The following is a 23,480-nucleotide window of genomic DNA, read 5'->3' on the forward strand; positions in this document are numbered from 1 at the left end:
AGTACACCCTATGGAACGCGAACTAAGTGACGGAACGGTCGAAGGCATCGCCATCGACCCCGAAACAGGTGAAGAGCGCCCGTTCTTGCGTCGCCCAGGCAGGCGTACACGGGCCGTGGTGTATCCGCCCTTTAAGTCCTACGGCGTCGAGGTTCGGCCAGGAACGAAGCCGATCTGGCTTTATCTGCGGTTGTCGAAGTACCACCGGGATGGTGCGGATGCGATCGAGCGTCACCGCATCGACCTCACGCGGCTACTGGCCATCCAGGGTGGATGGACGATCATGGGTGAGTACGTCGACAACGACTCGGCGAGCGCAGCCGCCGTGCGGACCCGGAAGGGGTGGCACGCGCTCAACGCGGATGTGGAAGCCGGGACGGTCACCGCCGTGGCGTTCTGGAAGCTGGACCGAACCAACCGGATCGCCACTCGCTGTATGGAGTGGATCGCACGCTGTCAGATCAAGGGTGTGATGTTGGTCTCACATCAGGATTCGGCTGATGAGTTGAACACCGCCACGGCCGGAGCCAAGCTTGTCGTTGGGATCAAGGCGATCTTGGCCGAGGTTGAGACTGACGTGATGTCCGAGCGGCAGCTGAACGCCAAGCGCCATGCTGCGGAAGCTGGGTTCCATCACGGTGGTACGCGCCCGTTTGGGTGGATGGCCGGTGCCCGTGAGACCGACGAGCTTGGACGGAGCGGGGTGCGCTTGGTGCCGCATCCGGTCGAGTTCGAGGCCCTGAAGGCCGCCGTACCGCTGGTGATCTCCGGCAAGAGTCTGCGGAGCGTGGCCCGGTACTGGAAAGATCAGTTCGGCATCACGACCGCGGACGGGTCGTTGATGGCCGAAGCCAACATCCGCCGCATGCTGACCTCCCCGCGCATGGTGGGCTACCGCATGCGCCAGGTCCCGGAACATCAGCGGGGCGTCAAGATCAATCTATTCGATTATGTGGCCCGCGACGCCGAAGGAAACCCGGTCATCGCGCAGCAGCCGGTGTGCGATCTTGCGGTCTGGCGGCAGGTGGTCAGCAAGCTGGAGGCAGCCCGGAACTCTCAGACCCGCAGCCCGTGGGGGTCGTTCGAGTGGCTCCTGACCGGGCTGACCTACTGTGAGTGTGGTCATAGGCTCTATGGGCTCCAGAAGGCGTACAAGGGCGAGGGAGGCGTGATCCGCCGCCGCTACGCCTACCGCTGCACCGCCAACCGGCGGAAGGGCGCCGGGACATGTACCTATCGATCGGTGCTGCACGCCGAGCCAGGGGAGGCGCACGTGCAGGGGTGGCTGTTTGCCTACCTCACCGATGACCGTCTCGCCCAGGCACGCGCGAAGGAAGACGCCGCCCGACAGCTTGCGAGCCCGACGGGCAGCCTGATGCGCGATCTAGAAGCCGCCCGAGCCGAGCGTGAGATCCTGGTTGCGCAGCAGGGGAGCCCTGCCTACCGTGGACCCAAGGTAGGGATCTTGCTCGGCATGATCGACAATGTGCAGGAGCGGATAGACAAGCTGGAGGCGCAGGCGAACGCTGCAACAGTGGACACGCTGCCCGTGACCTCCCACGCGGACCTCATCGCCCAGTGGCCCGACATGGACCTGAGCCAACGGCGCCAGCTACTCGCCCGCGTGATCGAGCGGATCGATGTCACTGCGGGTAAGGAGCCGCTCGCCGAAAGAGTGAAGATCGCTCCCCGTTTGTGACGGTCTGGCCGAGGCGCGCCCGAAGCCATCAATGATGTGAATCACATCACGTGCTAGTTCGTCGGGTAGGGGACCCAGCGCCGCAGCCTGACGGCCCGCCCGCCAACCTGCCACGTAGTCAGCACGCTCACCGTCACCGATGAAAGCCGGCACCACCGGATGATCATCGTTGGCGGTCGGCGTGTCTGCCCACCCGCCCACCCACACCGTGGCCGCCTTCTGATCACCGCTGCCGGCCGGCATCGTGGCAGGGTCCTGCGAACCGGCATCGGAACCTTCGGTGCTCATAGATCAGCCCGCCAGGTGCCCCCACGGCTATCAGCCGGCCGTGACGCTGGCAGGCCGGGAGGGTCGGCGCCGTGTCCGTGGCTGAGATGTAGCCCGCGGCCCGCGTAGGTCCACGCACCGAGGATGATCGTCTCCGGGTCTCCGTCGAGCCTGCCGAAGGCGTCCACCGGGATTCGGCCCGCCATCGCGGCCCCGATCGTGCGGGACCACACCCGCCGCACCGTCCGCAACGCGGTGAACGTCGTCGAGTAGGCCCGCGATTTCGTGAGCCAGTGGCCACCGAACCCCATCTGGTGGGCCCAGCGCAGCAGCCGCGGGACATCACCGGAATCCCGGCCGAGTACCGCGTCCAACGCCGCGGTGAACGTCGCATCCTGGCCGAGCCGCCAGCAGGTCTCCACCAACCGCCGCACATGCGGAGCCAGGACCAGCCGGCCGAGTGCGGCCAACGACCGGACCGGATGATCCAACGCCCCGCCGGCCGCCGCGGACTTGGTGATGTACTTCGCCAGGTAGTTGGACACTCGCCCGACGTCGGTGGGCCCGTCGAGCGCGATGCGCCGGATGTCGACCTGGACACCCCAGCGCACCGCCCACCCGTCATCGGAAACGGTGCCCGTGTCGAGAGTGAGCGCGTCCGGATCGGGAGCAGGGACCGCCACCGACCCGACAACGTCCCGCAGAGCGTCCGCGACCAGATCACTATCCGCCCACGCGGGGGGAGCGGAACCGGGGCCGTCCGGCCCGTCGACCCGGACCACCACATGCAGGTGCACCACGCCGCGTGCCTGCATCTCCGCGACCTTGACGAAGCTCAACCGCGCTGCACGGCGAAGCCTCGCCACGGTCAGCCCGGCCGCCGCCGCCACCGCGGATTCCGTCGCGTCGCGGGTGGCCTTCCACAGCCGGGGGACGAGCGCGTTCCACACCACGGTCCGGCCGTAGGCGTAGCAGTCCGGGCAGATCGGGGAACCCAGCCGGGAATCATCCTCGCGGTGCCGCTCATGACAGCCCGCCGGACGGCCGTGCGGACACAGCCCCCGCCGGGGGTGACACGCCCGCACCGGACCGGTTTTCCCGCCCTGTTGGCGCCGGGAGTGCACCGGGCCGAAGGACGGTGCGGTCAGCGTGACGAACCACGCCGGATGCCCGGTGACCGTCTCCGGCACGCCCTTGCCGCCCGCCAAGCCCGCCAGGACGAGGCGCCGCGCGTCGCGCTTGTACACCGCGCTGCACGCCGGACAGGCGCTCTCCCGCCGGTTGTTGCACCGCACATGCAGCACCCCGCCGGGTAGATCCGCCCCCGACACGGCGCGTCGCACCTCACCCGTGTGCACATCAACGTGATCGACATGGCCGGACAGGCGGATCGGACGCGAGCAGCCCCCCGCGACCGGCCGATCGTCCGTAGACGCCTCACTCATGATCGTGTCCCTGTGTAAGGGCGCGCCGAGGACCGGCCCGGGGTATACCGGGCCGGTTACGGCCACGCGAGAAGGAGGGAGAAGGAGAGCGGGCTAGTCCTGGTCGGTGTACCGGCGCACGAAGTCCTCCCACGACTCAGCCGCAGGACTTCCGTCGTCGAAACCCGGAGGGGCAACCGGCGGCAGCTCCCGCGGAGGCGGAGGAGTCCACGCCCGCAGCGGCACCGTCGGGTCGTCGTCCTGGTAGGCGCTCACATCCGGCACCCAGCCGCCCGCCGGCGCCGGGGGTGGTGGTGCAGGGTCGACCGGGCGCCGCGCCGGCAGCGGCTGGACCACCGGAGGGACCGGCCCGCCGAGCGAGGGCAGGCCCCGCGCAGGGGCAGCGCCGGGCAGGCTCTCCCAGGCTGCCGGAGCCCACGCCGGTGCCTGCCCGTACTGGGCCGCCATGGTGTGAATGTCCGGATCGTCCACGAACGCCGCGCGGACCCGGACCGGCGTCGGGTCGCCGTCCTCCAACACATAGCCGACGCCGGGCAGCGACATCGGGATGCGATCCGTCCACGCACCCCGGGTGTACGCATCGTCACCCAGCACCAGGGCGACTTCCGCCGCCCGCATGCGCAATGCCACTCTGACCTGGAACAGGTCCCGGAACGGAAGCACGTCCTTACGGGGGTCCTGCACCGCGCCGATGACGACGACGCCGACCGCGCGGCCCTGGGACAGCAGCAGCGACAGCGCCGCCGAGATCCGGGTCTTGGACTCCCGGTCCGTCGCGTACGCGGTCAACGCGGCGATCTCATCGACCATCACCACGATCAGCGGATGGCGCGGAGTCGGCTTGTGCAGCCGGGACCGGCCCCGCAGCCAGCCCGTACGGCGGTTCATCGCCGACACCGCGTCCTCCAACACGTCCGCGATCGCGCTGATGTCAGTGGCGAACCGGGTGAACAGCGGTTCCCCGAACCCCAGCTCCATCCCGCCCTTGGGATCACAGGCCCAGATCTCGACCAGCCCCGAGCGGATCGACGGTCCGAGCGCGCGGACGATCGACCACAGCACCGACCCCTTACCGGCCCCGCTGGCGCCCGCGACCAGGACATGGGAGCCACGCAGCCGCAGCAGCCACGGCCCGCCGTCCTCACGCCGGCCCACCACCACCGCATCCAGCCCGGACACATCCCCGGAACCGGGGTCGAGATGCTCGACCGTCACCATGTCCCCGAGCGCCTCACGACTGACCAACGCAATATCCGCACGCCCCGCATGCGTCAGGTCCGGGATGATCCGCAGCCCCCGGCCCCCCAACGCCGCCGCCAGGCGCAGCGCGTTGCGCTGAAGATCCGTCACGTCCTGACCGGGCCGCAGCTGCACACGGAACCGCCGGCCCGATTCGGTGCGCCGTACCCGCCACACCCGCGGCGTCCGCATCCCCACTTCCAGACCGCAGGCCCGACAGGCAGCGGCCCACCGACGGCGCAGGCGACCCACCCCCAGCCACCCGAGCACCGCCCGGCGCCACCGGCCGACCAGCAGCACCAGCACCGCCGCCAGACCCAGCAGCACCATCGCCCCGTCACCGCCGACCAACCCGACGAGCTGTGCCCGCAGCCACACCAGCCCGACCAGCACCCCCAGCTCACGGCGCCACCCCAGCAGTAGCCGCCCGCCGTACTTCACCGCCAGTTCGAACACCGACGGCCGCAACCGCAACCGGAACGAGTCCGCGCGCAGCCGCCCCTGACGCACCTGCAACACCGGCATCACACCCACCACCCCTCACGCAGACCGGACAGGACGAGGAAGCGGGGGGCGGCCCCGCAGACGAGAACCGCCCCCCGCGTGTGATCAGCTCTTGGAACCCGCCGGAACCGAACCCGGGCCGGACGCCGGGCGTATCGACGTCGCGGAGAACGCGATGCCGTGCCGGCCGCCCATCTCCCACGCCCGCCCGACCAGGCCCGTAATCACCACCGGCGCACCGACCTGCACCACCGGGGCCGCACCCGCAACCTTGACCGTGATCACGCTGGCCGGGCCGTCCACCAGCCCGACCACCACCGGGACCTGGAACATCAGCTCACCGTCCGCGTTCGCCTTCTGGATCTGCTTTCCACGGGCGTCCGGCTCCATCACCGGAGCCGCCGGCCCCATCGCCAAAACGACCGTGAACGCAGCCATGTCAATCGGGATCACACGCATGACAAAACCTCCGAAGATGAGAAAGAGACCTGAAAGAAGTGCGGATTTTCGCCGCTGCCACGACTGTGCCGCGGAACGCACGGAAAAGGTCCACCGTTGATACGGACATTCGTCGGACCGAACAGGGAGAGGAAACGGAACCGTCGCCGGTGCTCCGGGCCGCAGCCGGGAGCACCGGCCGTTTCTACGCCGGGCGCGAGCCGTTGGCCGTGGCCACCAGGTGGCGGACTTCGTCGGCCAGGGCCAGGACCAGCGCGTCACGGCGCGGAGGCTTCGCCAACGCCCAGTGGGACCGGTGCAGCAGCCGCGCCGCGTGACGCCGCCGCACGCCCAGCGGCTGACCGCGCATCCCGTCCGTCAGCCCGAACAGGACCGCCGCCGCCGGACCGTCCGGACGGTGCAGACGCTCCGAAGCCATACGCAGCAGCCCTTCCGCCGCGACCGCCCGCACCAGCGGTGCCAGCCCGCCGGCCGGGACCAGCAGCCGCACCACCTCCGGCGCATGGCCCATCAGGCCGTCCGCGTGGGCACCGCGCCGTAGGGCCCCGTCCAACGCCACCCACAGGTCCGCCACCTCTGGCACCGACCCCGGGGCGGTCATCGGCTACCCCGCGCGACCATCGCCGCCGCCGCCACCGTCACGCCACCGATAACCGCGTACGGCGCCGCCTCAAACACCCACTCGATTGCCGCCAGCACCAGGTACAGCGCGGACACCGCGGCGCAGATCTTCGCGAAGACCCACCACAACGGCGACCGCCGATACACATACCGGCCCATCACATACCGCCTTCCGGGAAGGATTCACGCAGCCCGGATCGGGCTACCGGCGGGCTGTCCCGCCGTGCACAAAGCATTGCCCGAAACGCCGGCAGAAAGCTGCACACGAGACCGGCCACTTTCCGGAATCTTTTCGGAACCAAAACGGCACCGGAAACGGCACGGGAAACGGCAGCCCAGTGCCACCAGCCCGGCAGCCACCCGGCACGACCCAGGGCACCATCCCGGCATCACCCCAGCTCCCACACCCCGCCGCAGCACCCCGCCGAGCGACCTCACCCCGCACCCCCCAGGGGGCCCCACTCGTCCCGGAGACCACGGCCCATCCCCGCGGCACGCACCCGAGGCAGCCAGCCGGGGACAGCCCCCGCACGGCCACCCACCGTCCCGAGGCCGGAGCTACCCCCACTTAAGTGCCAGTCCGAGGAAGAAAATCCGACGCGGGCAGCCGGACGCCGGTGGACACCGGTGGACGTCGGCAGACAACCACGGACAGACCGTCACACAGCCGAAACACGACGACAGCCGCCACTAGCCTTCACCTGCCGCCGATAGCCCGCATCCTGGCCTTATGACGCTGATCAACCACCGACACCCGCAGACGTACCCCGCCGGGACAGGCCGCCCGCGCACCCACCGACGCCACCCCGAGCGGACCAGCACGCAGCCACCGGCAGGCGATCACACAGGGCGTTGTTGGACGCTAGTGGACGCAAACTCCGCAAACGGTGACGGAATGTGTCAGGATGCTCGCTGTTGCTCTGAGGCCCCGCGTACAGAGCAACACACCAGAAGGGAGGCACGGCGGGGGAAAGCGGGGGCCGACAGACGGCCCCAGCCGGACCGCACATGACCAGTACACCCAAGATCGACGTCCCGACCCTGACCAGGCAACTCCGCACGGCGATGCGACACGGCACCCGCGCCGCCAGCCTCGCCAAGCACGCACCACACCTGGTCGATCTGCTCACCCACCGCACCACCGGCAGCCCCGACGAACGGGCCATCGCCGCCGAGCAGATCATCCGGGACGCGACCACGCCCCTGGGCGACCCCATCGGCCCGGCCATGCGGATCATGCTCGGTCTCGAACCCGGAACCTGGCACGTCCGGATCGAAACCCGCCGCGACCGCGCCGCCGCCCTTCTCGGCATCACCCCGGGAGCCTTCCGCCGACCCCACCACGAAGCCACCTATTTGCGCGACATCGCTTGGGAGATCTGGCAGCACCAGCGCAACGCCGCATGACCCTGCAACACCGGCCCCGACCACCACCGGAAAACCACGGCCCCGGAGCACCCGCACCAGCGGACACGCCCCGGGGCCTTTTCCATTCCCGAACCCCACCACAGCCCCCAACCCCCGCAGGAAAGGAAAACCGGGTACGGGAATTACCCCGTACCCGGCCAGCTCCCAGGATTCCCCGCCGGAACTAACGCGCCGTATACGCGGCCACCCGGCATACCTCCACCGCCAGCGCCAGCAACAGCCCCTCACGGCGAGCCGGTTTCTCCAACGCCCAATGCGTCACCCCCAGCGCAGCAGCCGCCCGCCGACGTCGCACCCCCATTGGCGCGTTCCCCAACCCGTCCGCCAGGTCCAGCAGCGCCGCGACCGCAGCGCCCTCCCGAGGCTCCATCCCCTCCACCGCCAGCCGCAGCAACCCTTCCGCGGCGACGGCACGCACGACCAGGTCACAGACCCCGTCCGGCGGAAACAGCACATCCACCAGCCCCGGAGCATGCACCGTCAGCGCCGACGCCCGAGCCCCCCACCGGACCGCGCCATCCAGCTCCACCCACACATCCGCCGCATCCATCACCACGACACCCCCACCCGACCAGCCGGACCCGACGCCGGCACCGTCACCGACACCGAACCCCCCGACCCCGAACCCGGATCCAGCACCGTGTACAGAAACACCACCGAAAACGTGGCCACCCCGACACCCACATTCAACGCCAGCAGCGCCACCCAAAACAGCACCTTCTGACGACGAGATATCACCTCCCGATTCACTGGGCCACCAGCCCAGCCACCGCCAGCACCGCCACGCCAGCCACCAGATACGGCGCAGTCTCAAACGCCCACTCCACCCCCACCAGCACCAGGGACAACCCGCAGACCGCCGCGCAGATCCGCCAGAACACCCACCACCACGACCGCCGAGACATCCGAACCAGCCCCTTTCAGGAAACGACGCGGAGCCGATCAGCCCCACACCGCACATCCTGAAAGAGGACAGCGCGACAAAAACAGTACCGCCAGCACGTACTTTCCTCGCCGAAAGCCCGACCACACCCCGACGCCCACACCAGGTGTAACCCGGACCACACGCCCGATACCGACCAGACCCGGACCAACCCTTGACACGATCAGTAGCCGGACGATTCCATGCCGAAACAAGGACAAAGAGACGACGGAACCCGGACAGGACCCCGACACCCGTGACCACCACCGAGGAACCCCCCACCGCCAGCCAGCCCGGCACCATCGAGGAGCTAGCCGATCTCCTCCGCCGCCTCTACCGCAGCGGCATCCGCCACCCCGCCACCCTGCTTCACAGCCCTTACGCGGCGGACACCATCCGCCTGATCACCGGCCACACCCCACCAGCCGACGACCACGCACGCCTGCACCGCCTCACCCAGGCCCACACCCGCATCCGCGCCGCCGTCGACGCCATCGGCGAGCCGGAAACCGGCATGCTCCGGCACCTGCTCGACCTCCACGACGACCGGACCCGCGTCCGCGGCGGCATCGAGAAACGCCGCGAGCAAGCAGCCCGCATCTACAGCACCGACCCCACCAAACCCATCAGCGGCGCCAGCTTCCAACGCCGACCCGAACGACGCATCACCGTCCTGCTAGCCGCAGAGATCATCAGTCAGACCGGGCCACAGCCACACCCGGCCATGCCCACCGCAACCTTCGACCCGCAAGGCACCCACCAAGCCGCCGCACCCGCACCCAGGACCCCACCCCCACCGGCCACAGCGTTCCGCCCGCGTCGTCCCTAGCAACGACGACGGCCCCGGACCACATCCGCCAACGAGGGAAGGGCGGGAAAGATCAACGGGGCCGTCAGCTTGAGTCGAGCGCCAGATCTAAGGGTGGATTACGATGCCACGTTGCGCATATGTGTTCTCCAATTGGGTTTGGGTTAGATGGACGTATTGCTGGGAGCTACCTGGTAGTCCGGACGGATTGTGGATCACGAGCGTGTCGGTCGTCACGCCCACGACGAGCACCAGATGACCGCCGCGGTGCGGGGGGCGCCGGTCCGGCCATCGGACCCAAGGGTGGACGGAGATCATCGCGAGGCAGCCCGCGCCGATCGCGTCCACCACTTGGTCGATGGGAAGAGTCGGCAGCACTTCCGCCTTGACGGCGAAGCGGTCCCCTACCCACGTCGCGAACGGTGCATAGATCAGGCCGTCGAGCCCGCCGTCCGCCCTGCGTACGTACCCCCCGTGAGTCGTGCATTCCTCAGCGAGCGCCACCAGCCCCGGAGCAACGATGTTGCGTGCGCCAAGCGCCATGCTCAGGCACGCCATGCCGCAGAGCCGCCGAGCCCACCAAGCGTATTCCTCGGGGCATGCTGCCCCCGTTACAGCCCAGCGAGGATCAGCGGCCAACGGCAGCGGGTCATCCTCCCGCACGAACTCAGCCGCCAGTTCCGGCGAGGCGAACTGACTGACATACGGCACCTGATGGACGATAGACACGGATCAGGAGTATGCCTGCCCCGCCGAGACCCGGCCGGGTGACACCCTGCTAGGGGACGTAGGACGGCTTATTGAACGCGGTTCCCATGAGCGCGATGATGAGATCGTCGTAGTTGAGACCAGCAGCGTTCGCCATCGTAGCCAGATTCCCGGACGGCGACAGGCCCGGCCCCGTATTGATCTCCAGCACGGAAATACGGCCACCCGGGGTGATCCGGAAGTCGACACGGCTCACACCCCACGCACCCACAGCCTTATGCACCCGAAGAGCGATATCCCGCACCTCGGCAGCCTGCTCCGTGGAGACACGGGCCGGGCAGAAGTACCGCCGCTGGTCCGGATCGTGCTTCGCGACATAGTCGAAAAAGTCGCGGTCCGTCTCCATCTCCAGAAGCGGAAAGCAGCGAGCTACACTGTCCGACTCCAGGATACCGGCCGTGACATCGATACCGGGCGTAAACTCCTCAACGATGAAAGTCTGATACTCAACCGACCCCGCCTGTAACACCGTAACCAGTTCCTCGACAGTGTGAGCAACCGTCGTCCCCAGACTTCCACCACCCGAAGCGGGTTTCAAAACCACCGGAAGTCGGAAGCGATCGGCAGCCTCTTCGGCGATCGCCATCGGGTCACCCTGCGGAGACAACTGCATGAAGCGCGGGGTGTCAATCCCAACGCCACTCAGAATGTGCTTGAACGCAGGCTTGAACATGCCGACAGCACTCGCGAGCACACCCGACCCGGTGTAGGGAACACCCGCCATCTCCAGCGCTCCCTGAACCTTCCCGTCCTCACCAGGCGGACCGTGCAGCGCCATCAGTGCCACGTCGATCCTCAGATCGTCCGGCATCTCCACCAAGTCGATCAGGTCGGCCCGTATCCCCTGCCTCCGCAGCGCCCCCGCCGCCGCCTGTCCCGACACGAGCGAACCCGCACGCTCAGGACTCTTGCCGCCGCATAGGACACCAACGGTAATCCTGTCCGACAGGACACTCATCCGCCACCACCAATCAGCCCGATACTCGTAATCACGTTTGCTCTCATTCTTTAGAGGAGCGCAACGATAACCACGCGCTAATGGAATTTCTAAGAACGTCGTGGAATCGTTCTTCGAGGAACGGTCATGTTACAGGTGCGTGCAAATATCTCCCGCACCAGTGACTAGCGGAGGGAAATGAACCTCCCACACTGCCATCGGCGAGATGACGCCACCGTCCCGCACCCGTACCGGGTGACAGGTAAACGTCACACCGTCCGGAACCATGTCCGCACTCGGCAGCGACCCGGCCATCACAATCCGAGGCGACTCGCCAGCCATAAGCTTCCGTCGCCGCAACCGAGTCCCCACCGCCCACGCCACCCGCGACGACATCAAGGTCGTGAATCGGCGGTGTAGCACCACCAGCCCCACCGGACCCAGCTGGGCAATCCCGAGGCTCGCTCCGACCATGATGTCTTCATCCACCTGCAAGTCATCCGACAGGAGCATCTCCTGACTATCGCTTCCCGCCTGCAATAGGTCAGGCAAGAAACCGATGATCAATCCGTCAAAAGCGTGCGGGATGAACTCCGGTAGTTGCTCGGCGTCGAATTCCCAGCCCGCCGCCGTTGCTGTCCCCTTCACCACGCCTCCAGCGTCGAGCCCGCACCGGTCAAAGAGTCGCAATCACTCCCAGCCCCAGAAACGGCAGCGCCCGATACCCCGCCGCCGGAATCCCCTGCTCCCGGGCGTACTCGGTCAGCGCCGCAAGGTCCCTGAATGGGGCCACCACCTGCACCCCCGGCACCACCAGCGCCCATACCCCCAACGGAGTAACCACGCTCTGCACGGTCACCGCCGTTCCGAGGACCGTACTCGTACTCATCGTCACGATCCCACTCCTCCTCCTCATCATCCGGGTCGTATCTGTCCTGGTCCTTCACCCCTTACCTCCCAAATCCGTCAGATCGTCGAACTCCCCTCCGCGGACACCAGCGAGGAACGCCCGCCACTCGACCGCCGAGAACAGCAAGGACGGGCCATCCGGCCAGCCGGCCTGACGCAGCGCCACCCCCACGCCGACAGCCGCAGTGGCGAAGCCCAACGGCGCGATCTCCACCGCCGCGTCACCCGAGCCCGATGCCCGCCGCCACGCCATCCGCTCCCGACCGAACGCCGGCAGCTCGAAATCCAGACTCGCCGCCCACCGGCGCATCCATGCATCCCGCACCCACACACCCCCCGATCAGCCGGACGGAACGAAGAAACGGCGGCCCCAGGCAGGACAGGACAAATGTGTGTGGTCCGACGCCACACCCAGGGCCGCCAAAGGATGACCGCAAACACCAGCCATCGGAGCTGGGTGCGCAGTCCTCCCCAAACGGTTCCAACCGGGGGGAGGGCCCAAGCCCGGCCAGAACCGACACCAGTCACTATGCGTGCAGGACCGTGCCACCACAGTGACGTGCTGTAGACGTCGTGGTGCCATCGCGGTGACATCGCCATGTCCCATCCGGTGCCTTCTTGCTGCCACGTCGTGACATTGCTGGCCACGAACCCGACGATGAGACGTGGGAGACGCGGCACTCGCAAGCCGGTGCCTCCTCAGATGCTGTGTAGCCATCCGCTAAGGAGCACCATGACAACAGCCGCAGCGAGTGGCCATCCCCGGACCTTGCTCGCCCAGCTGCTCCGCGACCGTCGATGGAGCATCGACGACTTTCGGCGACGCTACGAGGTAGCCTCCCGCGCCGTGCCCGACGGCCGTCACCTAGCCGTTAGCGACCGCCAGGCGAAAAGATGGATCACGGGAGCGGTGGCCGGGAAACCGTATCCCGCCGCTTGTCTCGTCCTTGAGCGTCTTTTCGGGTACCCGGTCGAAGACCTGCTAAGACCCCCACCCATACCTGAAGTGTCACACGTACCTAACCGGGATATCGCATCCACCGGGCCATACGCGCATACACCCCTCGTACCCGCGGCCGTAACGAAGTCACGCACTGCTGGGCCGGAAATACCGGCCACACTTGATACCGAAGCTGAAGACGCCTTTCGGTTCCTCGTTCGCACTGAGAACACCCCGGCACCGGAAATTCTCGCCTTGCTATGGAATCAAGTTGAACGACTCGCGAACGCATACGGCGATCACCTGACCCTGCTAGTTAGCGATCTGATCATCGCGCGAAAGGCCATCTTTCGACTCCTCGACGGACCGACCGATCCGGCTGATGCTCGGGATCTCTACCTTCTCGGCGGTTTGGTCTGCGCCATGCTGGTCCACGCCTCGCGCGATCTAGGCAATACCGAACGTGTCCTTATGTACGAGCGCGCCGCGCTAGTCTGCGCTGAACGCGCCGGACACCCCGGTCTCCATGTAATCATTGGAACCGAACAAGCTGCCACTGCATATTGGATGAACGAATACGCTGATTCCATCCGCCATACCGAACGCGCCCAACGACATGCCGACCACGTCCGAGGCTCCATCGCCGTACTTCCCTCGGTTCAACAGGCCCGCGCCTATGCCGCGATCGGCGATGTCGAGCAAGCGCGCGGTGCACTGGCGACAAGCCGCCGGATGCGCGATCAGGTCTGTCCTGATGACCTCGACGCAATCGGCGGCATCATGCGTCTGAGTCTCCCCGAGCAGCTCGGCATCATCGCCGGCACCGCTGCATGGTTGCCCGAGGCCGCCGCTGCCGAGCAAGCCGCGCTGGACGCCATATCCGCCTATGGCGACGCCGCCTACGCCGACCGCTCTCACAACTCTCAAGCCATCGCCCATGCCGATCTGGCGCTCGCTCGGATCCGGAGGCATGATCTTGACGGAGCTCAGCAAGCCCTAGAAGCGATCCTTAGTATTCCTGCCCAGCACAGGGTTCTCCCGATCCGTATGAGAGCGCACCGCATCATCTCCGTGATCGACGCGGACCCGGCTTGCCGGCGCTCTCCCCAAGCCCGCGATATCACGGCCACCATCCAGACATACGTCTCCGAGGGTGCCCTACTGGCCTTGCCCGACTGATAGCCAAGGTGTCGCTAATCTTCTGTACGGTTTCAAGGCGCCCCTTCGGGGCGCGCGTGTGATCCGCCGCACACGCCGGGCGCGCCGCACGTCGCCGCGCCCGGCATGCTCGCCGCACGCGACGGGGCCCCGCCTCCCTTCGGTCGGCACCCCGCCGGAGCGTCGGCCTACCGGGTGCGTCGGTGCGTCTGCCCGTCGGAGCGTCAGATCACCCGCTGTGCACCGGCAAGTTGGCGCCTACGGCTATTCAAGCTTCTTTTGGGGCTCTGCCCCAAACCCCGGCCAGCTCCAGAGGAGGGGGAGGGACGCGAACGTCCGCTGATCGCCTCCGGCGGCCGGACACCCGAGGGGTTACCCCGGAACCCCCGACCGTGCAAGAGCGCACAGCACCCAGCAGGCACGGCCGGAGCGTTGGCGCTCTTGCACGGCCGGAGAACCCGGGGTAAGGCGCAGCCTGCCCAGCCGCCGGAGGAGATCAGCTCAGCACGGAGCCTTTGAAGATCAGAATCGGGTCCGGTGATCTGTTGAGCACCGGACCCGATCCCAACGGTCATTGCATGATCAGCGGACGTGGCCCCGGCATCGTGATCAGATCGTCGACCAGTCTGCACCCGTCCGGTGTTGCTGTGTCGATGTCGTCACGAACGACCACCAGGCGCACGTCCTCACGGCGTAGCAGCGCCAGGACCGCGACCCGCCCGACATCCGTCGAGGCCATCCGATCGATGCTGTCGACGACCACCAGGCCGCAGCGTTCGTCCCGAAGCCGCCGGAGCACGACCGACCAGGCCCACAGCCCCTCTCGCTCCTGATGGACCGTCGGACCGATCTCCCAGCCGCGCCACCTGCACACGGTCACGAACACGGTTCGCTGCACCGCCCGCTCTATCACGCAGACGTCATCCCGGACGAAGCTCAGCGCCCGCATCAGCGCCACCACCGCCGCCGCCGCGCCGCACGACGACGCAGAACCATGACGTTCGTCGACAGCAGCGCCATCATCGCCGAGGTCACCGCCGCCCGCAGTTCCGCCGCCCGCGCCTCACACACCGCGTCGTCCACATCCGGGCCCGCGTCAGCCCAGGACGGCCACAGCTCTTCCGCCGCCGCATCCAGGCAGGCCACGCCCAGGGACAGCCATCCCCAGACCGGATCGGCCGCATCCATCCGCAGCCGCACCCCGGGGCCCACCACCACGACTTCTGTCGACCACGGGCAGGTCCGCGACGGCACCTCCACCACAGCGGATGTTCCGTTCCCGACGATCACTTCCGTGTCGTTCACGTTCTCACGTACCCTGTTCACAGGTTCCGCTCCTGCTCTCTCAGGTGTGGGACCAGGCCCGGAGCCGGTGTTTGCCGCACCGTCCGGGCCGTTTTGTTCTGTAGATCAATTATCGCAACTTTGCTGTACGACGTGAACGCAGCCGATCAACGGCAACGGCCGACATCCGAAGATCGGATGCCGGCCGTTGAGCTGGACCGTCGAAGCTACGTGCGCACCGGGCGATGGTCGCGGACCATGTCCGCCAGTGCCACGACGGACCGAGGGTCAAGCCCGAGGATCTCCGAGGACAGCCGCTCACCGGTTGGACCGCCCGGAATCCTCGTCAGCAGCACATGAAGAGCTTCCTGAAAGGAATTCCACGCGGGCATTGTCCACGTACCGTCAGGAGGCACCCACCCGTCACCGCCACCAGACGCCGGTAGCCGGTCACCCAGCGTCCGGAAGGTCAACAACACATCCGTGTGACCCGGAGCAACCGGGCGATGGTCGGTGTAGATGGCCCGCGGCAGGGTCGCCGTGGCGTCGACGAGATCCCGCAGGAGCGCGCCGGCCGCGACCGTCACCTCATAGACCCCGTGGGCGCGAGACGTCACGGCAACGAACCGGTGCCCGTCGAACGGGTTGCGCCACCTACCCGGACCGGACGGCGGAATACTAGACATGGGTCACCCCTGTTCGCGCAGGTCGTGATCAAGGTTCCGGGGTTGGAGGTGCAAGCTCCGCCCTGGAACCGCTACGACTCTCACTATAGGACGGTGCGTCCCATAGTTCCGGTGGACGGGGAGATGTGTGGCGGACGAAGACCCGTTGATCGGCTATCGGGAGATGGCGGAACGGGCCGGCATCAAGCCGGGCACGCTACGTAGCTACCGCAATAAAGGTTTGCTCCCCGAGCCGGATGACCTGTCGGTGCCCGACCGGCCTAGGTGGAAGGCGTCGACGGTCGACGCATGGCTAGCTGACCGTCCTGGTAGGGGGAGCAGGACCGATCTGCACCGTGAGCCGCCGACGTAGTTGTTCGAACTAAGATGTGACCCACGTCACGGTGTACTAGGGTTCTGGCGACGAGGCCCCGGAGTTCGGACGCAGTGCACTGGATGCGCTGCGCCAGCCGCTGGAGAGCGGCCAGGTCGAGATCGCCCGGGCCCGGGCGACGACCCGTTTCCCGGCCCGGTTCCTGCTGGTCCTTGCCGCGAACCCGTGCCCGTGCTCTCGGGCGCGTGGTCCTCGCGATCTCCGCTGCGACTGCCCGAGCACCGTGCGTCGTCGTTATCTCGCCCGGTTGTCAGGGCCGCTCCTGGACCGGATCGACATCCAGATCGCGCTGACCTCACCCAGCCGCGCCGAGCTCAGGGCCGACCGGGATTTGGCGGGCTCCTCGGCCGCCGCCGCCCAACGGGTCCGCCAGGCGCGGTGTGTGATGGAACGTCGCTTCGCCGGAACTCCATGGCGTCGCAACGCGGAGGTCCCCGGCCCCTCGCTACGGCGTCGCTGGCCGCTGCGTTCGGAGGCCACCCGCCTGGCAGACCGGGCCTTCGAGCGGGGCCTGCTCACCACCCGGGGGCTGGACCGGGTGTTCCGTGTCGCCTGGACCATCGCGGATCTCAACGGCCAGGAGCGTCCTGGCCCCGAAGAGGTGGGGCTGGCGCTCGACCTCCGTCTGCCCGGAGGCCGGCATGAGTGACCTGACAGACCTGACGGATCAACAACCCACGCCGCGGGTGTCTCCGGCGCGGGGAGACGCTGTTCCACGGGCGCTGGCACGGATCGGGCTCAGCCGCATCACCGGGCAGGCCCGTTCCGACCTGAACGCCCAGCTACGCACCTTCGGCGATGTCGTGCTGTGGGAGCGGCTGCGCTCGCAGCATCCGGGCATCGACCCGGAGCAGGACATCGAGGCCGCCGCACGGGTCGGGGCACGCCCGATCTGCCCGGGCGACGCGGACTGGCCGGCCGGTCTCGACGCCCTGGACCGGATCAGCGGTGTCGGGAACTCTGACGTCGGTACGCCGCTCGTTCTGTGGGCCAGGGGAGAGGCCGCCCTCGGCGACATCGCCCCGCGGGCAGTGGCGGTCGTCGGCTGCCGGGCGGCCACCGACTACGGCATCCGCCAGGCCGAGGAGATCGGCCTGGGGCTGGCCGAGCGGGGCTGGACGATCGTCTCGGGTGCGGCGTTCGGCATCGACGCGGCGGCCCACCGCGGCGCGCTGGCCGGCACGGGCCCGACGATCGCGGTGCTCGCCGGCGGTGTCGACGTGCCCTATCCGGCGGCCCATGCCGACCTGCTAGACGAGATCGCCGCGAACGGTCTCGTCCTCAGCGAGACACCGCCGGGGAGCCCACCGTATCGACGGCGCTTTCTGACCCGGAACAGGATCATCGCCGCGCTGGGCTCCGGCACGGTGCTGGTCGAGGCCGGGCTCCGCAGCGGAGCACTGAACACCGTCCGTCACGCCCGTCGTCTCGGTCGCACCGTCATGGCAGTGCCCGGGCCGGTCACCAGTGCGATGAGCGCCGGCTGCCACCGGCTGCTGCGGGACCACCGGGAGGAGACGGTGCTGGTCACGAGCGCAGGTGATGTCTGTGAGGAGATCGGCGGTATCGGCGAGCTCGAGGACCGTTCGACCGGCCCCACCCTCGCCCGCGACGGATTGTCGGATCTTGTCCTGGAGCTGCTGGACGCGATGCCGGCCCGCTCCGCCGTGGGCGTCGCGGAACTGGCCGGCCGTGTCGGTTGCCCACCGGGCACGGCGCTGGCCCTGCTTGGCCCGCTGACGGTGGAGGGCCTGGTCGAGGTGACCCGAGGCGGTTACCGGTTGACGGCGCTTGGCCGCTCCTCGTCCTCGCAGGGTCGTCGAAGGCAGTCCGCCGCGATCCCCACCCAGGGGAAGCTGACCGGGCTCTGACAGGCCCGTGTCGTCCGGCGCCACGGAAGCGTGCCGCCCGGGCCGGTCAGGAGCTCCTGACCGGCCCGGGCGGCACTTGTTCTCCGCGGGACCGGAATCTCCTCAGAGGAAGGGAAGCAGCCGGGGTGGGGCCCGGCGGAAGAAACCGAGGGGATTGAGGTACTCCTCAGCCCGCAGCACTCCCCAGTGCAGGCAGGCGACTTCGGCGCAGCCCGGGTGACCGGAGTCGAGCAGCCCGATCACAGCGCCGGCGGCGACCAGGTCGCCTTCACGTACCAGCGGCCGCACGGGTTCGTAGGTGGTCCGCAGAGAATCGTGGACCACGGTCACCACCCGGCGATCGCCGACCCACCCGGCGAACCCGACCACGCCGGACCGGGCCGCAACGACCTGGCCCCCCACAGCCGAGCGCAGGTCGACCCCACGATGCCCGGGGCCGTAGGGATGCTCCGGTGACTGGAAGCCCCGGGCCACCGAAACCGGCGGCAGAAGCGGCAACCTCCAGTCGTCGCTGCCGGCGGCGCCGGGCGGGTTCGGGGCAGGCGGTGTCGGCGGGGCAGGCGGTGTCGGCAGGGCAGGCGGAGCGGACGGAGCACGCGGGCCGGCTTCTGGCAGGGCCCGGACGGGCACTCGCCCCGGGCCGATGGTCGCGATCAGCACCGCGAGGACGGGGATGACCAGCCAGGTCAGGTGGCAGCGGGATCGGCGTGGCATGACGCGTCGCCTCCAGATCGGCGGTGGGGGCTGCCGCCGTCCGGTCGAGGATGGGCCAGGTCGGCGTCAGCGGGCGGGCCCGGACGTGGGCCGGTGACGCGGCCACCGTCACTGGACGGCCGCGATAACGGCACGGCGGTCGGACCCTGTCGGGGTTGGATCCGACCGCCGCCCGGCTGGCCGGCGGGGGCCTGAAGTGCCAGCCATACCAGAATGACCCTTATCGGAGCCAAAAACAGATCCGTGAATGCAAATGTGGATAACTGGAATTGAAAGAGCGTTGTTCGTGTCTGTGTGTGGTCTTCGAGGGGCGGTTCTCCGGCTGGGGGCCGAGGCGGGCCGGGCTGCTCGGGCCCGCCGGACCTCCGGCTCCCCACCGCGGCCCGGGCGCCGGGGCGGGCCGCCGGCGTCCTGCCCCGGATCGGGGCGCGAGCTGGGTCGATCGGATCCCGCGGGGGTCCTGACCGGCGTGGGGCGATCGGAGCGGCGGACGGGCGGTGCCGGCTGCCGCCAGGGAGTCGTCAGCAGGGCCGGGTATCATCGACACGGAGTCCATTGGCTGGGGTCACCCCGGCGTCGCCAATCTCCTGGGCCTCTCAGGCCAGGGGGTTCTCGCCGCGTGGTCCCCGGCGTTGGTCGGTGTCGGTCGCGACCGATCTCGTCCACCAAAGGGCTCAGTTCGCACGCCTGCTCCCGGTGTTGACCGGGAGGGCCTCCTCGGTCCGCCGTGACTTCCACGGCGGCCACGGCCGCTCAGGCGTCAGGGGCTCCGGCTGTCGCCGGAGCCGTCACAACCGAGGCGTCCCGGTTGACATGCCGGGCGGGAAGGGAGCGACGGGATCATGGCCGTCGTCACCATGAAGCAGCTCCTCGAGAGCGGCGTTCACTTCGGGCACCAGACGAAGCGCTGGAACCCGAAGATGAAGCGCTACATCTTCACGGAGCGCAACGGGATCTACATCATCGACCTGCAGCAGACGCTGTCCTACATCGACCGGGCCTACGACTTCGTCAAGGAGACGGTCGCCCACGGGGGGACGGTCCTGTTCATCGGGACGAAGAAGCAGGCCCAGGAAGCGATCGAGGAGCAGGCCCAGCGGGTCGGCATGCCCTTCGTCAAGGAGCGCTGGCTGGGCGGGATGCTCACCAACTTCTCCACGGTCTACAAGCGACTCCAGCGGCTCAAGGAGCTGGAGGAGATCGAGCTGACCGGTGGCACCGAGGTGCGCACGAAGAAGGAGCAGCTCGTCCTCACCCGGGAGAAGACGAAGCTCGAGCGCACGCTTGGCGGCATCCGGGACATGAGCCGTGTGCCGAGCGCGGTCTGGGTCGTCGACACCAAGAAGGAGCACATCGCCGTCGGTGAGGCCCGCAAGCTGGGCATCCCGGTCGTGGCGATCCTCGACACCAACTGCGACCCGGACGAGGTCGACTACCCGATTCCGGGTAACGACGACGCCATCCGCAGCGCGGCCCTGCTGACCCGGGTCGTGGCGGACGCGGTCGCCGAGGGCCTGATGTCCCGTGCCGGCGCGTCCAGCAACGCCGAGGCGAAGCCCGAGCAGTCCACGGGCGACGAGCCGCTGGCGGAGTGGGAGCAGGCGCTGCTGCGTGGGGATGCCGCGCCGGCGGCGGACGCGTCCGCCGCCGTGGCGGAGGCTGCGGCGCCGGCGGCCGAGGCTGCGGCGCCGGAGGCCGCTGCGTCAGCGGCTGAGCCGGCCGTCCCCGCGGCGGACGAGGCCCCGGCCCCCCAGGAGCAGCAGGAGCAGACGCAGCCCGACACTGTCGGCACCGCGGTCTGACCTTGACCTCAGGTTCTCCGGGACGCTCACGGCGTCCCGGAGAACCCGTGTCGGCCCCGCCATGCGGCCTGCGCTCGCGGCAGGGCCAGGCGACCGTCCGGTAGGAGACGTCGACCGCTCACCGGCGGCCGAGGTCAGTACCGGAGGCGCCGCGCGGCGGCGTCGCGTATGTCCCGACGCCGAGACTTCAACGCCCACCATCGCCAGCATTCGGAACTGACGAGAAGAGCACCATGGCAGACATCACAGCCGCCGACATCCGCAAGCTCCGGGAACTGACCGGCGCGGGGATGAGCGACGTCAAGAAGGCGCTCGTCGAGCACGACGGCGACTTCGAGAAGGCCAAGTCCTGGCTGCGGGAGAAGGGGCTGGCACAGGTCGCCAAGCGCGCCGGACGCAGCACGGCGAACGGCCTGGTCGAGTCCTACCTGCACCGTACCGACCCGCAGCTTCCGCCCACGCTGGGCGTGCTCGTGGAGCTGCGCTGCGAGACGGACTTCGTCGCGAAGACGGAGGACTTCAAGCAGCTCGCTCGTGACCTCGCCCAGCACATCGCTGCGGCCGATCCGCTGTACGTGACCGCGGACCAGGTCCCGAACGAGGTTCTGGAATCCGAGCGGAAGATCTACGAGGCCGCCGCCCACGAAGAGGGCAAGAACGAGAAGGCGATTCCGAAGATCGTCGAGGGTCGGATCAACGGCTACCTCAAGAGCGTCGTCCTGTTGGACCAGCCCTGGGTCAAGGATGGGAAGCTCACCATCCGCGCGTTGCTGGAGCAGGCCGGATCCGCACTGGGCGAGAAGATCGAGGTGGGCCGTTTCGCCCGCTTCAACGTCCGGCAGGCCTGAGCGGACCCACGCGGCAGGCGGGACCGAGACGGCCGGGCACCGGGCGGAGGGGACAGCATCTCCGCGGGTGTCCGGCCGATGTCGGTTCCGCCGCCGACGGGCACCTTCCGCTGCCGGTCCCTTCCGCGGTCGGAACGGTCGGTGATCGACCCTGCCGAGGCCGATGCCCGACGATGCCGGGGAGCGGGGGATCCGGGTCGGGCATGGGTCCCACCGGGGCAGCCCGGTCGGCCACGGTCCGCGCCCGCCGACGCGCCACGCGGGCCCACGGGCAGCCGTGCGGGAGGCGTGCGGCAGACTGCTGTCAGCATGAACGTCCCTGGCCGCTGATCCCGGCCACCGGCGAAGGAGCCGCCCGTGACCGATGACGCCTACAGTGCCGTGGGTGGTGTGGATCCGATGGACCACGCGGACTCCACGCCGAGATGGACCCGAGTTCTGCTCAAGCTTTCCGGAGAGGCCTTCGCCGGGGGCGAGCCGCTGGGTATCGACCCCACCACCCTGGCGACGATCGCCCGTCAGATCGCCCAGGTGAGCCGCTCCGGCATCGAGATCGCCATCGTCGTCGGCGCCGGGAACATGTTCCGCGGGCAGGCCCTCGCCGAGCGCGGCATGGACCGGGCGCGCGCCGACTACATGGGCATGCTGGGCACCGTCATCAACTGCCTCGCCCTGCAGGACGTCCTCGAGCGCGAGGGCATCGTCACGCGGGTGCAGACGGCGATCGCCATGGGCCAGGTCGCCGAGCCCTACCTGCCGCTGCGTGCCATCCGTCACCTGGAGAAGGGGCGGGTTGTGATCTTCGGAGCCGGTCTGGGAGCGCCCTTCTTCTCGACGGACACCACCGCGGCCCAACGTGCCCTGGAGGTCAAGGCCCAGGCGGTGCTCAAGGCGACGAAGGTCGACGGGGTGTACGACTCCGACCCGGCGCTCAATCCCACCGCAGTTCGGTTCGACAGTCTCACCTACGGTGAGGTTCTCGCGCGCGGTCTGAAGGTCATGGACGCGACCGCGATCAGCCTGTGCATGGACAACGACCTGCCCATCGTCGTCTTCGACCTTCTGACCGAGGGAAACATCTCCCGCGCTGTCCGAGGTGAGAAGATCGGCACGCTGGTCGGTGTCGAGACGTACGGAACGGAAGGTACGCGGTGATCGACGACACGCTCCTCGAGGCCGAGGAGAAGATGGACAAGGCAGTCTCGGTCGCCAAGGAGGACTTCGGCAACATCCGCACCGGGCGGATCACTCCGGCGGTCTTCTCCAAGGTGCTGGTGGACTACTACGGCGCTCCGACGCCGGTACAGCAGCTCGCCTCCTTCCACATCCCCGAACCGCGCATGGTCATCATCACCCCCTACGACAAGACGTCGCTGAGTGCGGTGGAGAAGGCCGTCCGTGACTCCGACCTGGGGGTCAACCCGAGCAACGACGGGACGATCATCCGCTGTGTCTTTCCGGAGCTGTCGGAGCAGCGCCGCCGCGAGCTGGTGAAGGTCGCCCGGACGAAGGCGGAGGAGGCCCGGGTCAGCATCCGGAACGTCCGCCGGCACGCCAAGGACGCCATCGACCGGATCGTCCGGGACGGGGAGGCCGGCGAGGACGAGGGCCGACGTGGTGAGAAGGATCTGGACGAGGCAACCCACCGGTACGTCGCCCAGGTCGACGAACTTCTTCGCGTGAAGGAATCGGACCTGCTGTCGGTCTGAACTGCGAGCAGCGTCCGGCCACGTGCGACACCGTGCGAAGCGACCGATCCGGCGTGTGCGGATCGACCGATCCGCGTCGGCCGGTGCGG

Annotated in this window: 26 protein-coding genes and 1 pseudogene; 10 read left to right on the forward strand and 17 right to left on the reverse strand. The window is 68.5% G+C overall.

Annotated elements, in window-relative coordinates; translation table 11 throughout:
* The first annotated feature begins 10 nt into the window (after positions 1-10).
* Positions 11-1,699 (forward strand): recombinase family protein, encoded by a 1,689-nt coding sequence (locus B207_RS0131110; protein ID WP_084692404.1) that lies wholly within the window; start codon positions 11-13, stop codon positions 1,697-1,699.
* Positions 1,700-1,983: 284 nt separating this feature from the next.
* Here the strand turns inward: B207_RS0131110 and B207_RS0131115 are convergent, their stop codons facing one another.
* From B207_RS0131115 to B207_RS0131135, 5 genes are all read right to left on the reverse strand, one after another.
* On the reverse strand, positions 1,984-3,411 hold the full coding sequence (locus B207_RS0131115) for a replication initiator (RefSeq protein WP_035743194.1): 1,428 nt from the start codon (positions 3,409-3,411) through the stop codon (positions 1,984-1,986).
* A 93-nt stretch (positions 3,412-3,504) separates the two neighbouring features.
* Complete coding sequence (locus B207_RS0131120; protein WP_018640607.1) at positions 3,505-5,175, reverse strand: FtsK/SpoIIIE domain-containing protein; 1,671 nt, start codon at positions 5,173-5,175, stop codon at positions 3,505-3,507.
* Positions 5,176-5,259: 84 nt separating this feature from the next.
* Positions 5,260-5,613, reverse strand: a complete 354-nt coding sequence (locus tag B207_RS0131125; protein WP_018640608.1) for a hypothetical protein — start codon at positions 5,611-5,613, stop codon at positions 5,260-5,262.
* A gap of 184 nt (positions 5,614-5,797) precedes the next feature.
* Positions 5,798-6,187: a hypothetical protein gene (locus B207_RS0131130; protein ID WP_035743196.1), complete on the reverse strand. Its 390-nt coding sequence runs from the start codon at positions 6,185-6,187 to the stop codon at positions 5,798-5,800.
* Positions 6,188-6,210: 23 nt separating this feature from the next.
* Positions 6,211-6,393 carry a hypothetical protein gene (locus B207_RS0131135; RefSeq protein WP_154675744.1) on the reverse strand — a complete coding sequence of 61 codons (183 nt, stop codon included), beginning with the start codon at positions 6,391-6,393 and terminating at the stop codon, positions 6,211-6,213.
* 849 nt (positions 6,394-7,242) lie between these two features.
* Here B207_RS0131135 and B207_RS0131140 point away from each other — a divergent pair.
* Complete coding sequence (locus B207_RS0131140) at positions 7,243-7,641, forward strand: hypothetical protein (protein ID WP_018640611.1); 399 nt, start codon at positions 7,243-7,245, stop codon at positions 7,639-7,641.
* Between the two features lie 184 nt (positions 7,642-7,825).
* On the opposite strand, the gene B207_RS0131145 is transcribed toward B207_RS0131140, so the two are convergent.
* From B207_RS0131145 to B207_RS40920, 3 genes are read right to left on the reverse strand one after another with little or no spacing between them, the layout of a single operon-like run.
* Positions 7,826-8,212, reverse strand: a complete 387-nt coding sequence (locus B207_RS0131145) for a hypothetical protein (RefSeq protein ID WP_154675745.1) — start codon at positions 8,210-8,212, stop codon at positions 7,826-7,828.
* The gene (locus B207_RS42490) at positions 8,212-8,367 is read right to left on the reverse strand and encodes a hypothetical protein (RefSeq protein ID WP_018640613.1); all 156 of its coding nucleotides are present in this window, start codon (positions 8,365-8,367) and stop codon (positions 8,212-8,214) included. Before B207_RS42490 ends, B207_RS0131145 begins: the two co-directional genes overlap by 1 nt.
* Positions 8,368-8,408: 41 nt before the next feature.
* Positions 8,409-8,567, reverse strand: a complete 159-nt coding sequence (locus B207_RS40920) for a hypothetical protein (RefSeq protein ID WP_195905383.1) — start codon at positions 8,565-8,567, stop codon at positions 8,409-8,411.
* Between the two features lie 273 nt (positions 8,568-8,840).
* Between B207_RS40920 and B207_RS0131160 the strand changes: the two genes are divergently transcribed.
* Entirely contained in the window at positions 8,841-9,413 is a 573-nt protein-coding gene (locus B207_RS0131160; RefSeq protein WP_018640615.1) for a hypothetical protein, read from the forward strand.
* A gap of 87 nt (positions 9,414-9,500) precedes the next feature.
* Here B207_RS0131160 and B207_RS0131165 read toward each other — a convergent pair whose 3' ends face one another.
* From B207_RS0131165 to B207_RS0131185, 5 genes are all read right to left on the reverse strand, one after another.
* Positions 9,501-10,121 carry a C39 family peptidase gene (locus tag B207_RS0131165; RefSeq protein ID WP_026311632.1) on the reverse strand — a complete coding sequence of 207 codons (621 nt, stop codon included), beginning with the start codon at positions 10,119-10,121 and terminating at the stop codon, positions 9,501-9,503.
* 49 nt (positions 10,122-10,170) lie between these two features.
* Positions 10,171-11,118, reverse strand: coding sequence for a D-alanine--D-alanine ligase family protein (locus tag B207_RS0131170; protein ID WP_018640617.1), 948 nt, complete (start codon positions 11,116-11,118; stop codon positions 10,171-10,173).
* Positions 11,119-11,247: 129 nt separating this feature from the next.
* Positions 11,248-11,748, reverse strand: coding sequence for a hypothetical protein (locus B207_RS0131175; RefSeq protein ID WP_018640618.1), 501 nt, complete (start codon positions 11,746-11,748; stop codon positions 11,248-11,250).
* A 25-nt stretch (positions 11,749-11,773) separates the two neighbouring features.
* The gene (locus B207_RS0131180; protein ID WP_026311634.1) at positions 11,774-11,986 is read right to left on the reverse strand and encodes a hypothetical protein; all 213 of its coding nucleotides are present in this window, start codon (positions 11,984-11,986) and stop codon (positions 11,774-11,776) included.
* A gap of 54 nt (positions 11,987-12,040) precedes the next feature.
* Positions 12,041-12,331 carry a DUF397 domain-containing protein gene (locus B207_RS0131185; protein ID WP_407671490.1) on the reverse strand — a complete coding sequence of 97 codons (291 nt, stop codon included), beginning with the start codon at positions 12,329-12,331 and terminating at the stop codon, positions 12,041-12,043.
* An 870-nt stretch (positions 12,332-13,201) separates the two neighbouring features.
* Between B207_RS0131185 and B207_RS40395 the strand changes: the two genes are divergently transcribed.
* On the forward strand, positions 13,202-14,125 hold the full coding sequence (locus tag B207_RS40395) for a hypothetical protein (protein WP_154675748.1): 924 nt from the start codon (positions 13,202-13,204) through the stop codon (positions 14,123-14,125).
* 550 nt (positions 14,126-14,675) lie between these two features.
* Here B207_RS40395 and B207_RS0131200 read toward each other — a convergent pair.
* The 3 genes from B207_RS0131200 to B207_RS37680 form a co-directional block, all read right to left on the reverse strand.
* Positions 14,676-15,053 carry a recombinase family protein gene (locus B207_RS0131200; protein WP_035743222.1) on the reverse strand — a complete coding sequence of 126 codons (378 nt, stop codon included), beginning with the start codon at positions 15,051-15,053 and terminating at the stop codon, positions 14,676-14,678.
* Positions 15,053-15,430, reverse strand: coding sequence for a hypothetical protein (locus B207_RS0131205; RefSeq protein ID WP_018640624.1), 378 nt, complete (start codon positions 15,428-15,430; stop codon positions 15,053-15,055). The genes B207_RS0131200 and B207_RS0131205 overlap by 1 nt, the downstream gene beginning before the upstream one ends.
* 185 nt (positions 15,431-15,615) lie before the next feature.
* Positions 15,616-16,005 (reverse strand): hypothetical protein, encoded by a 390-nt coding sequence (locus tag B207_RS37680; RefSeq protein ID WP_018640625.1) that lies wholly within the window; start codon positions 16,003-16,005, stop codon positions 15,616-15,618.
* 470 nt (positions 16,006-16,475) lie between these two features.
* Here B207_RS37680 and B207_RS36490 point away from each other — a divergent pair.
* A pseudogene (locus B207_RS36490) lies at positions 16,476-17,096 on the forward strand (ATP-binding protein); the annotation flags it as partial.
* Positions 17,089-18,318 (forward strand): DNA-processing protein DprA, encoded by a 1,230-nt coding sequence (gene dprA / locus B207_RS36495; protein WP_051102730.1) that lies wholly within the window; start codon positions 17,089-17,091, stop codon positions 18,316-18,318. The pseudogene B207_RS36490 and the gene dprA, both read left to right, overlap by 8 nt.
* 102 nt (positions 18,319-18,420) lie before the next feature.
* On the opposite strand, the gene B207_RS0131235 is transcribed toward dprA, so the two are convergent.
* Positions 18,421-19,032 carry a M23 family metallopeptidase gene (locus B207_RS0131235; RefSeq protein WP_018640628.1) on the reverse strand — a complete coding sequence of 204 codons (612 nt, stop codon included), beginning with the start codon at positions 19,030-19,032 and terminating at the stop codon, positions 18,421-18,423.
* 842 nt (positions 19,033-19,874) lie between these two features.
* Between B207_RS0131235 and rpsB the strand changes: the two genes are divergently transcribed.
* The 4 genes from rpsB to frr all read left to right on the forward strand — a co-directional run bounded on the left by rpsB (position 19,875) and on the right by frr (position 23,391).
* The gene (gene rpsB, locus B207_RS0131240; protein WP_018640629.1) at positions 19,875-20,834 is read left to right on the forward strand and encodes a 30S ribosomal protein S2; all 960 of its coding nucleotides are present in this window, start codon (positions 19,875-19,877) and stop codon (positions 20,832-20,834) included.
* A 233-nt stretch (positions 20,835-21,067) separates the two neighbouring features.
* The gene (tsf, locus tag B207_RS0131245) at positions 21,068-21,682 is read left to right on the forward strand and encodes a translation elongation factor Ts (protein ID WP_018640630.1); all 615 of its coding nucleotides are present in this window, start codon (positions 21,068-21,070) and stop codon (positions 21,680-21,682) included.
* Positions 21,683-22,081: 399 nt separating this feature from the next.
* Positions 22,082-22,837 carry a UMP kinase gene (gene pyrH / locus B207_RS0131250; protein WP_195905385.1) on the forward strand — a complete coding sequence of 252 codons (756 nt, stop codon included), beginning with the start codon at positions 22,082-22,084 and terminating at the stop codon, positions 22,835-22,837.
* Positions 22,834-23,391 (forward strand): ribosome recycling factor, encoded by a 558-nt coding sequence (gene frr / locus B207_RS0131255; protein ID WP_018640632.1) that lies wholly within the window; start codon positions 22,834-22,836, stop codon positions 23,389-23,391. The genes pyrH and frr overlap by 4 nt, the downstream gene beginning before the upstream one ends.
* The last annotated feature ends 89 nt before the right edge of the window (positions 23,392-23,480 follow it).

It is taken from the genome of Parafrankia elaeagni (assembly GCF_000374165.1).
In the GTDB taxonomy this organism is placed as follows: Bacteria; Actinomycetota; Actinomycetes; order Frankiales; family Frankiaceae; genus Parafrankia; species Parafrankia elaeagni.